Annotated in this window: 9 protein-coding genes; all 9 read left to right on the top strand. The window is 72.9% G+C overall.

Going from position 1 to position 13,160, the window contains the following annotated elements; genetic code table 11:
• The first annotated feature begins 8 nt into the window (after positions 1-8).
• The 9 genes from ACZ7P3_RS37800 (at position 9) to ACZ7P3_RS37760 (ending at position 13,139) form a co-directional block, all read left to right on the top strand.
• On the top strand, positions 9-683 hold the full coding sequence (locus ACZ7P3_RS37800) for a pyridoxamine 5'-phosphate oxidase family protein (protein ID WP_472088758.1): 675 nt from the start codon (positions 9-11) through the stop codon (positions 681-683).
• Between the two features lie 58 nt (positions 684-741).
• On the top strand, positions 742-2,061 hold the full coding sequence (locus ACZ7P3_RS37795; protein WP_472088757.1) for a radical SAM protein: 1,320 nt from the start codon (positions 742-744) through the stop codon (positions 2,059-2,061).
• Between the two features lie 276 nt (positions 2,062-2,337).
• Complete coding sequence (locus ACZ7P3_RS37790) at positions 2,338-3,855, top strand: cellulose binding domain-containing protein (RefSeq protein WP_472088756.1); 1,518 nt, start codon at positions 2,338-2,340, stop codon at positions 3,853-3,855.
• A gap of 586 nt (positions 3,856-4,441) precedes the next feature.
• Complete coding sequence (locus ACZ7P3_RS37785) at positions 4,442-5,164, top strand: Crp/Fnr family transcriptional regulator (protein WP_472088755.1); 723 nt, start codon at positions 4,442-4,444, stop codon at positions 5,162-5,164.
• 112 nt (positions 5,165-5,276) lie between these two features.
• A complete protein-coding gene (locus ACZ7P3_RS37780) occupies positions 5,277-6,152 on the top strand; it encodes a nucleotidyl cyclase domain-containing protein (RefSeq protein ID WP_472088754.1) in 876 nt (291 codons plus the stop codon).
• Positions 6,149-8,779: a hypothetical protein gene (locus ACZ7P3_RS37775; protein WP_472088753.1), complete on the top strand. Its 2,631-nt coding sequence runs from the start codon at positions 6,149-6,151 to the stop codon at positions 8,777-8,779. The genes ACZ7P3_RS37780 and ACZ7P3_RS37775 overlap by 4 nt, the downstream gene beginning before the upstream one ends.
• Positions 8,772-10,235, top strand: coding sequence for a hypothetical protein (locus tag ACZ7P3_RS37770; protein WP_472088752.1), 1,464 nt, complete (start codon positions 8,772-8,774; stop codon positions 10,233-10,235). Before ACZ7P3_RS37775 ends, ACZ7P3_RS37770 begins: the two co-directional genes overlap by 8 nt.
• Positions 10,232-10,783: a Pycsar system effector family protein gene (locus ACZ7P3_RS37765; protein ID WP_472088751.1), complete on the top strand. Its 552-nt coding sequence runs from the start codon at positions 10,232-10,234 to the stop codon at positions 10,781-10,783. Before ACZ7P3_RS37770 ends, ACZ7P3_RS37765 begins: the two co-directional genes overlap by 4 nt.
• Before the next feature lie 103 nt (positions 10,784-10,886).
• Positions 10,887-13,139, top strand: coding sequence for a choice-of-anchor X domain-containing protein (locus ACZ7P3_RS37760; RefSeq protein ID WP_472088750.1), 2,253 nt, complete (start codon positions 10,887-10,889; stop codon positions 13,137-13,139).
• Positions 13,140-13,160: the final 21 nt, after the last annotated feature.

Below are 13,160 nucleotides of genomic sequence, written 5' to 3'. Positions count from 1 at the left end.
TGCTGCTCATGACCTCACAGCCCCTCCCCGCGCAGCTCCCCGAGACCGACCGCACCCGGCATCGCCGCCTGCGCGAGCAGGGCAGCCTGGAGCGGGCCGATCTCGACGCCATCCTGGACGCCGGGTTCGTCTGCCACCTGGGCGTGGTGGTCGAGGGCCGGCCCCTGGTCGTGCCGACCGTGTACGGACGGGACGAGCGGCAGCTGTACCTCCACGGCTCCGTGGCCAGCCGCAGCCTCGCGGGCGGCACCCCCGTCTGCGTCACCGTCACCCACGTCGACGGACTGGTCCTCGCCCGCTCCGTCTTCGAGCACGGGGTCAACTACCGCAGCGCGGTGATCCACGGCGAGGCCCGCAAAGTCACCGACCCGCAGGAGAAGCTGGCCGGGCTGCGCCGGCTCACCGAGCACGCGACGCCCGGGCAGTGGTCGTACGCCCGGCAGCCCGACCGCAGGGAACTCGCGGCCACCGTCCTCCTCGCCCTCTCCCTGGAAGAGGCCTCGGTCAAGATCCGCAGCGGCGCCCCCGACGACGGCGACGGACCCGACGCGGAGCTCGGCCTGTGGGCCGGGACGCTGCCGCTGACCGCGGTCTGGGGCGCCCCCGCGGCCGACCCGCGGCTGCCGCCGGACGTCCCCGTTCCGGGACACATCGCGCGCCGCGAGGGGACCCGGCACGGCTGACGCGCAGGCGGGGGCATACCGTGAGGAGCCGAACGCCTGAGCCGGGAGGAGATACGGGATGGGCAGCCGCACCGCGCTGGTCGAGGATCTGATGGAGCGCTTTCCGCATGTGCCGCGGGAAGCCGTCTTCAAGGAGGACCTGCTCCGGGGCGGCGTCGCCTTCGACCGGTCCGCCCTGAGCGACAACGAGAACGGGGACGTCAAGCCGAAGTCGTACTTCATCTTCTCCTTCGACCACGGCACCCTGCCCGAGCTGGGCGAGGCCGCGCTGCGCCGGCCCCCGGAGGAGATCATCCTCACCGGCGGCCCGTACGATCTGCGCCGCACCGTGGTCTCCGTACGGGTGAACCCCGCCTCGCCGTACCGGGTCGCCGCCGACGACGAGGGCCTGCTCGGGCTCTACCTGGACGGGAAGCGGATCGCCGACGTCGGTGTGCCGCCCATGCCGGAGTACTACCGGCACACCCTCTCCAACGGGAAGTCCGTCATGGAGGTCGCCCCCACCATCCAGTGGGGCTATCTGATCTACCTGACCGTCTTCCGGGTCTGCCAGTACTTCGGCGCCAAGGAGGAGTGCCAGTACTGCGACATCAACCACAACTGGCGCCAGCACAAGGCCGCCGGCCGGCCGTACACGGGAGTCAAGGACGTCGAGGAGGTCCTCGAAGCCCTGGAGATCATCGACCGGTACGACACCACGAAGGCCTCCACCGCCTACACCCTCACCGGCGGCGCCATCACCAAGACCGTCGCCGGGCGCGACGAGGCCGACTTCTACGGCCACTACGCCAAGGCCATCGAGGAGCGCTTCCCGGGCCGCTGGATCGGCAAGGTCGTCGCCCAGGCCCTGCCCAAGGCGGACGTACAGCGGTTCAAGGACTACGGCGTGCAGATCTACCACCCCAACTTCGAGGTGTGGGACCGCCGGCTGTTCGAGCTGTACTGCCCGGGCAAGGAGCGCTACGTCGGCCGGGACGAGTGGCACAAGCGCATCCTCGACTCCGCCGAGGTGTTCGGCGCGCGCAATGTGATCCCCAACTTCGTGGCGGGCGTGGAGATGGCCGAGCCCTTCGGCTTCACCACCGTCGACGAGGCCATCGCCTCCACCACCGAGGGCCTGCGCTTCTTCATGTCGCACGGCATCACGCCCCGCTTCACCACCTGGTGCCCGGAGCCCACCACCCCGCTCGGCAAGGCCAACCCCCACGGCGCGCCGCTGGAGTACCACATCCGGCTCCTGGAGGCCTACCGGGCCACGATGGACGACTTCGGGCTGTCCTCCCCGCCCGGCTACGGCCCGCCCGGACCCGGCCGTGCCGTCTTCTCCGTCAGCTCCTTCATGGACAGCCTGCCCGCCGGGAATCCGGCGCAGGTGTGATCCGCCCCCGGGAGGCCGGCACGGGGGTGATCCGCCCCAGCAGGCCGGCGCGACGGTGAACCGAACGGCCCCCGCGTCCGTACCAGAGGTCGGAGTTGTGGGGCCGGGCGGCCGCGGTCACGTCGTGCGACCTTCCGGTCACCGGATTTGAATACGCCGCTTGTCAGTTGTATCGGGGACGTGAAAGGCTCCTGCCGCCGCGAGGTTCCTCCAACTCCATTCCTTCGATGACGAGTTGACCTCGCTCATGGATGCACTTGTGGATGCAGGAGTCCCATGCCCGACCTGCCGACCCCCCAGGACGCCACCGAGGCCGAGCTGTTCTCGGAGTGCTGGGACGCGGTGCTCTCGTACGCCGACCTGTGCACCTCCGGCTCGCTGACGGCCCATCAGCTGGCCACCGAGGCGTTCACCCTGGGCATGCGCGAGGTGCGCGCCGCCGGGGCCTCGGTGCGCGGCCCCGCACGGCGTGCCGGGCGGCTGCCGGTGATCCCGGAGCTGCTCACCGCCGTCCGCACCACGGCCGCACGCTGGGAGGCCGACGGTCAGGGGCACAAGCTGGACCCCGACCTGAGACTGTGGCTCAACTCCGGCCAGGCCGCCCGCTACAGTGGCCCGCCGCTGCAGCGCCCGGTCGCGCTGCGCGGCCTGCGGGACATGTCCGACGCCGACGCCTCGCTGCTGTGGCTCGCGGAGGCGGAGGCGCTGCCCCTGCCGACCGTGGCCCGCAGGCTCGCCCTCGACCCGGTCGCGGTCGCCGGCGAACTCGACCAGGTCCGCGGCCTGTTCCGGGACCGCTGCCACCGCGCGCACCTCGACTCCCCGATGGACTCGCAGTGCCGCAGCTACGCCCGGCTGCTGGACGCGGTCACCCGCTCGTCGGCCGTGGACACGCCGGGCGACCTCTCCCGGCATCTCGCCACCTGCGTCGGGTGCGCCGAAGCCGCCGCCTGCCTGCGCCTGCACGGCGGCGGTCTGCCCGCCGCGCTGGCCGGCGGGGTCATCGGCTGGGGCGGCCTGGCCTATCTGGAGCGCCGCCGCCGCGCCGCCGAGGTCCGGCTCGGCGCGGGCCGCCCCGGGGCCGCCGACACGGAGACGGGCGACCCCGAGGGCGGCGGGGGTCGCACCCGGGTGCTGCGCGGCGGCCTGCTCGCCGCCGCCGTCCTGCTGTCGGCCCTGGCGCTGGGCGTGTCGATGATGCCCTTCGGCGGTTCGGGCGGCTCGGGCGGTTCCATCGGCGCCGGCGACGACATCGCGGCCGCCCGCGGCGACCGCGGGCCGGTCGCCGTCCCCGGCACCTCCCGCAGCACCGACGGCCCGGCCCCGTCCCACCCGTCCTCCACCGCCCCCTCCGCCGCTCCTTCCACCACCCCCTCCGCGACCGCCGGCCGGACCCGGACCGACCGGAAGAACCCCGGCCCCGAACCCCAGGGCACCACCTCCGGAACCACCGGCACCGGCCCCACGACCGCCCCCGCCCCCGCCTGCCGGGTCGCCTACGACCTCACCGACCAGTGGGCCGACGGTTTCCAGGCCACCGTGACCGTCACGACCGACAGGGCCCTCACCGGCTGGCAGGTCGCATGGACCTTCCGGGACGGCCAGCAGGCGGGCCAGATGTGGGACGCGACCGTCCAGCAGGACGGCTCCCGCGTCACCGCCACCGCGGCCGACTACAACAGGGCCGTCGCCGCGCACGGAACGCTGTCCTTCGGCTTCCTCGCGTCCTGGCAGGGCAGGAACCGGGCGCCGTACCACTTCACGCTCAACGGGCAGCCCTGCGCGGCGAACTGACGCCCCGGCACCTCCTCACTCGTCCGCCCGGGGCCTGACCGTCGCGGGCCGCCGTACCCGCGCAGGGCGGAGGGTGAACGGCTGTACGCGCGCAAGGTGAGGGTGAACGGCCTTACCCGCGCAAGGGGGAAGGCGAACGGCTGTACGGGCGCAAGGGGAAGGCGAACGGCCGTAGCCGCACGGGGCCGAGTACCCGTGCGGGACGGCGGGCGAACGGCCGTACCCGCGATGCCGGAATTCCGCGCGGCCGGTGCCAGGACCGCCGGGCGGGCGCCGCCCCTCGCGTGGCCGCAGGGTTGGCGATTTATCACCGTCCCATCACCGTGTCACTACCGCGAGGTCACGGACCCGGCAGCAGAAAACCTGGGTTTTCGCCAAATCTTCCCTGCACTGGAGTGACTCGATGCGAGTACCCGGGGTGGATGTGAACCGAGGACGTGCCACCGTCATGTGACCCACCTGGCAGTTCCTCTACTACCGGGCAGTACCCCCGGTGTGGCGCAATTCACTCGCCTCAAAACGGCGCTCTGTCACCATCAACGCCTGCGCAAAACGAGGCATCCGGACTGCGGCGGGGGGCGTGGCCATGGGACTGCTCGGCAATGAGCTGGCGTTCGCGCACGCGCTGACGGCCCAGGAGCGGGAGAGCGTGATGGCTCTCGGCAACCGGAAGCACTACGCGGCCGATGCCCACCTCCTGACCGAAGGGGACCGGTCCAGTCACATATTGATCATACTTCAGGGGTGGGTGACCGTTTCCGTCGCCACGGACCGGGGTGCCACCCGGCTGATACTCGGCCTGCGCGGCCCCGGTGAACTGCTGGGCGAGATGGCCGCGCTGGACCCCCATCCCCGCAGCGCCACCGTCCGCGCACTCGGCCCCATAGAGGCCCAGATCATCGCCGGGGACGCATTCCGTCGATTCCTCGCCCTGCACCCCCGGGTCAGCGGCCTCGTGATACGCCAGCTCACCTTCCGGCTCCGCAGCGCCGACCAGGAACGGTCCGCGCTCGCCTCGCTCACCGTGCTGCAGCGTCTGGCCAGCCGCCTCACCGAACTCTCCAGGGTCGAACCCTCCGGTCCCTACACCCCGTCCGCGGCGAGCCCCCAGGCCGGCCTCCCGGCCGGCGTCCCCGTCGTCCAGCTGGCCCAGGACGAACTGGCCGCCACGATCGGCGCCACCCGGGAAGCCGTCGCCAAGGCCCTTCGGCTGCTGCGCGACCAGAACATCGTCCGAACGGGCAACCGGCTGGTGGAGATCCTCGATCCGGCGCCGCTCGCGCTCCTCGCGGAGGGACATCAGGAGTAAACCCCCGCCTCGCCATGTGTAAACGGCTACAGACGGCCCGCGTCCCGGGCCCGACGCTGTGACGGGACGAACCACCTCTTCGGCAAGCGGACAGGAACTGCAGGGGGCACGCGTGAACCACGACGCATCGGAACTCGGCGAAGCGCACTACGAGTTGGTGATCAGCGTCGATGCCAGACGTTCGGGGCTGTACGACGACGTCGACAAGCCGCGGATGCGCGCGCAGATCTACCGGGTGCTGGAGACGGCGTTCACCCACGCCACGGTGGGGCGCGACGCCGTCCACATGGAGGACCGCGGGGACGGCGTGCTGCTCGCGGTGGCCGGCCGGATCGCGGTGAGCCGGCTGCTCGGGCTGTGGCTGGTGGAGGTGCGCGAGAAGCTGCGGGACGAGAACCGCGGTCTGCGCGTGCCCCTGGGACTGCGGATCGGCATGCACGTCGGCCCGGTCCGGCACGACGACCGGGGCATCAGCGGGCGCGCGGTCGACCTCGCCTGCCGGCTTGCCGACTCCTCCGTCGCCCGGCAGCTCCTCGACACCGAGGGCGCCGACCTCGTCCTCGTGACCTCTCAGTCCCTCTACGAGGACGTGGTCAGCAGCGGCGGCAAGTTCATCGAGCCCGCGCACTACTCCCCGGCCCGGCTGGAGCTGAAGGAGGGCGAGGTCACCGCATGGTTCCACCTGCCCGGCCGCCCCGCCCCCGTCATCCCCGCCGAGGCGTCGGCCTCTCCGTCCGGTGACCGCCCGCCCGCCGCCGCTCCCGCGGACGGCGCGGAGGCGCCCGAGAGCGGCCTCGGCGCCGTCGTCGACGAGCTGTTCGGCCGTACCGGGTCCGCCGGTACCGGCCCCCGGTCCGACCCGGCCGGCACCCACTACACCGTCCAGGGCGACATGTCCCAGCACCACGACAACGTCTACCAGCAGCCCGTGCACATCGGCCGGATCACCGACCGCGACACCGAGCAGCGGAAGGGCGGTGCCGAGTGAGCGACGACGAGCAGGCGGGCGCCGCCGCCGACGCCCCCGACAAGCCGGACGCGGGCCGGTCGTCCGAGCCCGAGGAGAAGAAGGACCGGGACGAGAAGCCGCGCGAGCAGAAGCCCCGCGACGAGAAGTCCCGCGAGGAGAAGTCCGGCGAGGACGGCAAGGCCGACGGTGACGACGACGACAAGGAGGCCGAGGACGACGGGGCCGCCGAGCGGGAGAAGGAGCGCGAGCGCGCCGCCGGGCGGTTCAGGGCCTACACGCGCGACCCCCTCGCCGAGGACCAGGGCGAGGACGGGCCCACCGATCTCGCCGCCGCCGCACGCACGCGCCGGGCCACCCGGATGCTGTTCGACGTCGGCCGGGACCTCACCCGCTTCGACAGCTCCTACTTCCGCAATGCCCACATCGGCGACATCAACCTGCGGCTGGACGGCCGCCAGGCGGGTGCGGGGATGCGCAGCGGACCCGTGCCCGAGGAGGAACTGCGCAGGCTGCGCCGGATCCACGTGGAGCCGAAAGGCTACCTTCAGCTGCGCAACGCACTCCGCGCCCGCCGGCTGCTGGTGCTCGGCGCCGCTCCGGGCACCGGACGCACGAGCACGGCGCTCTCGCTCCTCGACGAGGTCACCGGCCTCACGGAGAACGGCACCGCCCCCGACCCCGCGGCCGACTCCCGGATCCGGCGGGTCGATCCGGACGTCGCGGTGACCCAGCTGGCCGCCTCGCTGGACGAGCCGAGGGACGGCGAGGGGGAGGAGGCACGGCGCGGAAGCGGATACCTGCTGGAGCTGTCCCTCACCCGCCCCGGCGCGCTGCCCCCCGCCGAGATGGACCTCGACGAGCTGGCCGCCGCCCTGCATCGGCGCGAAGCCTTCGCGGTGATCGTCGTCACCGTCGGATCGGCGGCGAATCCGCTGCTCGCCGGGCGGTACGGCATGCTCTGCCCGCCCGCTCCCACCCAGGAACTGCTGCACACCCGGCTGCGCGAGCGGCTGGAGCGCCATGCCGCCGGCGAGCCGGACGGAGGCGCCCGCGCGGACGACCTGCTCGCCCGTGCCCAGGAACTGGCGGACGGGGAGGAGGTCGTTGAGGCCGTCGGCCTCAACGACCTGCGCCCGGCCGAGGCCGAGCTGCTCGCCTCGCTGCTGGCCGGACACGTCATGGGGGACGTCTCCTACGAGGACCTGCTGTCCGGCTGCCGCAGCCTCGCCGCGAGCCAGGCCCAGGAGTGGTTCGCCGGAGTCGACCGGGCGCTGACGGCGCAGTCGGCGCAGGCGGCGCACTCGGCCGAGGCGGACCGGACGGCACAGCGGCCGGGCACGGCCACCCTGTTCCACCCGGTGGCGTTCCGGATCGCCCTCGCCGTGCTGGGCGGAGCCACGCACAGCGCGGTGGCCGCCGCCGCCCACCTGCTGACCTGGGAACTGTCCGTGCAGTGCGACCCGGACAACACCCCGGCCCGCCCGCTGTTCTGCGACGACCCGGAGGCCGACCTGGCCCTCTCGCGCGCCGAGCCGAAGGACGGCGAGGTGGAGGTGGACGGCGTCGAGGTGCCGGCCCGGCTCATCTGGTACCGGGGCTCCGCCCTGCCGTCCGCGGTGCTGACCGAGCTGTGGGACCGGCACTTCCCGGTCCGGGCACCGGTGGTGCGCTGGCTGCGGCAGCTGGCGGACGATCCGCGCTCCCAGGTGTGGATGCGCGCCGCGGTGGCCGCCGGGGAACTGTGCGTACGCGACTTCGACCACGGCTACACGGAGTTGGTCCGGCCGCTCGCCGAGGCGGCCACGCCCCGCCGCAGGATCTTCGCGGCCACCACCCTGGACCAGGCCGCCGGGCATGACTCGCACCGCAGGACCGTGCACAAACTGGTCGCCGACTGGAGCCGCAACGGCACCAAACTGCTGCGCTGGACCGCGGCGATGGCGCTGGGCTACGGCAACGCCGCCGCCACGACGGACGACACCCTGGACCTCCTGGCCCGCATCGGGGTGCGCGAGGACGGGGAACAGCTCGCGGCCGCCTCCTTCAACGTCGTACGGCTGCTCGCGCTGCCGGACGCGGAGCAGGTGCTGGAGCGGATGGCCGACTGGACCCACCACAAGCGCGAGCGGTACCAGGACCTGGGACTGGTGACCACCGTCCGGCTCGCGCTGACCACGGTGGACGAGGTGCTCTCGGACGACCCGGACTCCCCGCTGGCCGACCGCGGCGACTGGCCGCTGCCGCTCGCCCTCGCCGCCACCCGGCCCGAACTCGTGGGCCCCATGTCCGACTTGATATGGACCACGCTGAACACCGCACGGGCCAGGGACGTGGCCATGGACGCGCTGGAGCGCCTGCTGCGCTCGGCGGTGCGCAAGGACGGCACCGAGTGGACCCGGCCCGGACTCGCGGCACTGCTGCCCGCGCTGGCGACCAAGGAGCACGACCGGCGGCGGCTGGACTGGCTGCTGCGCCACATGATGAACGACCCCGAGAACCCCGTCCCCGACGAGCAGGCGCGCGACCTGTGGTGGCTCGCCGTCACACCGCCGCAACGGCCGCGCCGGGAGCGGTCGGGCCGGGACACGACGCGCCGGGACATGACCCGTCGGGAGACGACCCGCGAGGAGGAGAGGCATGGCTGAGGACGAGGACGAGGCGGCGACCGGAGGCGTGGCGCCTCCCGGGCCGTTCCTGAAGGAGTACACGCCGATGGGGATCCCGCCGGTGAGCGCCCAGAAGGCCTCGGTGGTGTTCTACCGCAACGGCGGCTACAGCGTGATCACCGTCTCCGGGGTGCGGCACGTCGACAAGCGGGCGCTGGCCAGGCCGTACACCGTCTGCGAGATCGCGCAGGGAACGTATGTGTCGACCCTCGAGCTGGAGCTGCCGGCCGCCGGCGGCACCAGTTTCTTCAAGGCCGAGGTGGACATCGAGTGGGAGGTCACCGATCCCCATCTGGCCGCCGTCCAGGTCGTCACCGACGTCGCCAAGCGGCTCACCTCCCCGGTGCTCGAACGGTTGCGTGAGGTCACCCTGACCTACCGGGTCACCGACGCCGAACAGGCCAACCGCGTCATCACACGCGAGTGCGTGGGCGGACGCTGGAGCGACCTGGGATCCGACCTCGGACTGCGGGTGCGGCTGTACGTGCGTCTGGGGGTGGACGACGAGGCCATCGGCTACGCGAAGAAGCAGCGCGAGGTGCATGCCGAATCCGAGGTCACCAAGGTGCGGCAGGACGCGTTCCGGCGCATGCTGCAGGGCGGTGAACTGGAGCAGCTCAGCTTCATGCTGGCCGCCGACCCCGAGGAGGCCAAGGACTTCCTGGAGAAGATCCGCCAGGAGGGCCGGCAGGACGAACGCGAACGCGTCGACCGGCTCTACAGCATGGCGCTGCGGGGCGAACTCAACTCCATCGACGTGGAGACCCAGGTCCTGAACCTCCTCAACAAGGACAGCCGCGGCCTGCAGGGCCCCATCGGAACGGTGCCGGCCCGCCGGGAGCCGCGGCAGCTGGAGGCCTCCGCCGACGGCTCGTTCACCCCCGACTGGGTGTCGGACGAACCGCCCCGGCGGCAGCCGTACCGGGCGGAACCCTCCCGGGAGGACTCCCGCCGCAGGGAGCAGCGCTACTACGACGACGAGCCCGAGGCGGACGAACCGCCCTCCCGCACCCGGCGCCGGTCCTACCACCCGGAGCCCTATCCGGCGGACGACGCGGACCGTGAGCCGCCGCGTGGCCGGGGGTACCGGTCGGACGGCTATGCGGACGACGACGGCTTCGACCGTGAGCCGCCGCGCGGCCGGTCCTACCGGCCGGAGCCCTATCCGGTGGACGACGCGGACCGTGAGCCGCCGCGTGGCCGGGGGTACCGGTCGGACGGCTATGCGGACGACGACGGCTTCGACCGTGAGCCGCCGCGCGGCCGGTCCTACCGGCCGGAGCCCTATCCGGCGGACGACCCCGACCGGGACCCTCCGCGCGGTCGCACCTACCGGCCCGAGCGCTACCCGGCGGACGACCCCGACCGGGAGCCCCCGCGCAGCCGCAGACGGTCGCGGGACGACGGCTGGGACTGGGCGGAAGAGGAGCGATGACCGCCGAGGGCGAGGCCAGGACCTCCCCCGACCCGGTCGGGCCTGTGCCGGACGGGGGTCGGCACTGCCACGACCGGGCGGGGGAGCGCATAGCCGAACGGCTGCTGAACACGGTCAGAGAGGACCTCGGACGGGCCGACTCCAAGGCCGCCGTCCTGCTGTCGGGGACGCTGGCCCTGCCCGCGTTCCTGCTCGGCTGGCACGGCGCACCGGGCTGGCACGGCGCCGCCGACGTGACGCTGGTCCTCGCCGCCGTGCTCTGGGCCGGTGCGGTGATCGCGCTGATCGGCGCTCTGATGCCGCGCACCGGCACGATCCGCGGCCGGGACGGAGTGACGTACTTCGGCGACCTGGCGGCCTCCCACGATCTGCGGGGGCTCGCCGCACAGGTCGCCGAGGCCGGGCTCGATCCCGCCGAATGGCTGCTCGTCCAGGCCGTGGACATCAGCTCGATCCTGTCCGCCAAATACCGGGCCATCCGCTGGGGCATGGGCTTGCTCGCCCTGTCGGCCGCCCTGGCACTGGCCTGGGGCCTGACCCCGCGCTGACGCGCGGCAGGCCCGCACCAAGCACTCCATGCAGCAACGAACGAAGAATCAGGGGACGGCCGTGGGAAGAGTCACGGGAAGACGGCAGACAGAAAGGGGCCGGGTGCGTCGCGCCGCGGTCCCGGTGGTGGCAGGCGCCGCGTTGTTCGTGTCCCTGCTGGCACCGGCCGGTCGGGCTCCGGTACCGGCGGCGGACTCGGTACCGGCGTTCCCGGCGGTCAACTACGCGGTGGCGGTCGACGAGTCCGCGAGCCTCGCACCCGAGGACATGAAGGCCGAGAAGGCCGCCGCCGCACGGATCGCGCTGGGTGACGTGTCCTCGGACTCCCACGTCACCGTCTACGGATTCGCCGCCGCCGAGTCCGGCGACCAGCGCGCCGTGGACCCGGTGTGCCCGCGCACCGGGCTGGACGCGGCAGGACGCGAGACGATCGGCGCCTGCGTCGGCAAACTGCACAGCCGCACCAGGAACGAGGGCACCGGCACCGACTTCCCGAGCGCGATACGCCAGGGCGTGCACGACCTCACCGACGGCACCGATCCCTCCCAGCCCAGGGTGCTGTTCCTGCTCACCGACGGGTACATGGACGTCACCGACAGCCCCAAGTACGGCCCTCCCGAGCACCGCAAGGCCGAGGGCGAAACCCAGCTGGGCCTCGCGCTCAAGGAGGCGGCCGCCCAGAACGTGCAGATCTGGCCGCTCGGCTTCGGCGGACAGCCCCGACTGGACGAGCTCGAGCGGATGGCCGCCGGCGGATACCAGAAGGGCTGCGTCGACCTGGACTCCGCCCGTCCGAAGCCCCACAAGGTCAAAGCCGAGAACATCGGCTCCACGCTGGAGGACATCTTCGCGGCCGCCCACTGCATGCGCCACGAGGAGGGGAGCAGCCAACGGCCCCCCGCCACCCTGAAGGTCGGCATCTCGCCGCTCGCCACCGTGGGCAGCATCGTGGTCGACAAGGGCGACCCCCAGGTGAAGATCACCTACTACGACCCGAGCGGCGACGAGGTCCCCACGCACGGGACGTTCAAGAAATCCCGGTTCGAGCTGGCGGGCGGCACCGGACCGGTGGAGGCACTGAAGATCGTCGACCCGCTGCCCGGCACCTGGAAGGTGAAGGCCGAGGCCCCGGAGGGACACCGCTCCCTGCCGGTCTCCGTCAGCGTGCTGTGGCAGGGCGAGCTGCGCGGCGCCATCACCATGGACCCGCCCTCCCCGCAGGCCGGGGACAAGGTCACCGTGACCATGCGGCTGCAGACGCGCGAGGGCTACCAGATCAAGGACCCGCGCGACTACGCGGGGCTGCGCGTCCGCAGCGAACTGACCGGTGACGGCTTCGGCCCGCAGACCCTGGACCTCACCGACGACGGCAGGGCGCCCGACCCCACCGCGAGCGACGGCTCCTTCACCGGCACCGTGAGCGTCCCCAGGACCGCCACCGGGGCGCTGAAGGTCAGCGCCACGCTCACCGCCTCGGGGCTCAGCGCCGACACCCGCAGCGAGGGCGGCCAGATCGCCCCCGGCCAACTGCCCGTCACCGCCGTCCCCGACCTCCCCGAGGCGAGCACCCACCCCGGCGCCACGATCAGCGGCACCGTGTCCGTCCACAACACCAGCAGCACCCCGCACACCCTGCGGCTCGCCGTGACCGATCTGCAGCCCGGGCTGCTCTCGGTCAACCCCGCCGAGATCACGGTCAAGCCCGGCGAGTCCGGCACCAGGAAGGTGACCGTCCAGGTCGCCCCCAAGAGCGTCTTCGGCGACCGGCTCGGCGACGACGGGCTGAACCTCGCCGGCACCGTCGCCGTCGTCGACACCACCGACCACGACCGGACCCTCGTACGCACGCCGCTCTCCGTACGGGTGACGCCCGAGCCGGGGATCTGGGACAAGTACTGGTGGGCGTTCCTGGCCGCCGCCGCCCTGATCGCGCTGATCGCCGCCGCGGCCGTCGTCTGGGTACGGCACCGCCGCAAGATCACGGACCCGAACGGGCTGATGCTGCGGCTGGTCTCCGACGACGGCCACGTCCTCAACGAACACCGGGCCGGCCACGGCCCCAAGCAGTGGTACGAGTTCGCCGTCGCCGAAGCCCACCGCAGCCCGCGCATCGAGCGGCGCCCGCACGGCCCGTACGCCGTCCAGCGCAACCCCGAGGGCGGAGCGGTCCTGCGCAAGCGGGGCGGCGGCCGCACCCCGGTCCCCACCCACGGACAGGTCCCGCTGACCGAGACCCTGCACCTGGCCCTCGGCGAGGACGGCCGTCCCCCGAAGAACGGCGGCCGGCCGCACCCGGCCCCCACCCCCACACCCGGTCCCGGCGGGGGCGGCGGCCCCTACGGCGACTGGGAGTGACGTGCGGGCGGGCACCGCACC

It is taken from the genome of Streptomyces sp. NPDC107581, assembly GCF_055657175.1.
The sequence above is the reverse complement of the archived record's forward strand: the minus strand, read 5'-3'. Positions and strand labels throughout refer to the sequence as shown.

Coding starts and splice junctions, on each gene's coding strand:
- ACZ7P3_RS37800 (WP_472088758.1), top strand. CDS start 9: ATGACCTCACAGCCCCTCCCCGCGCAGCTCCCCGAGACCGACCGCACC.
- ACZ7P3_RS37795 (WP_472088757.1), top strand. CDS start 742: ATGGGCAGCCGCACCGCGCTGGTCGAGGATCTGATGGAGCGCTTTCCG.
- ACZ7P3_RS37790 (WP_472088756.1), top strand. CDS start 2,338: ATGCCCGACCTGCCGACCCCCCAGGACGCCACCGAGGCCGAGCTGTTC.
- ACZ7P3_RS37785 (WP_472088755.1), top strand. CDS start 4,442: ATGGGACTGCTCGGCAATGAGCTGGCGTTCGCGCACGCGCTGACGGCC.
- ACZ7P3_RS37770 (WP_472088752.1), top strand. CDS start 8,772: ATGGCTGAGGACGAGGACGAGGCGGCGACCGGAGGCGTGGCGCCTCCC.
- ACZ7P3_RS37765 (WP_472088751.1), top strand. CDS start 10,232: ATGACCGCCGAGGGCGAGGCCAGGACCTCCCCCGACCCGGTCGGGCCT.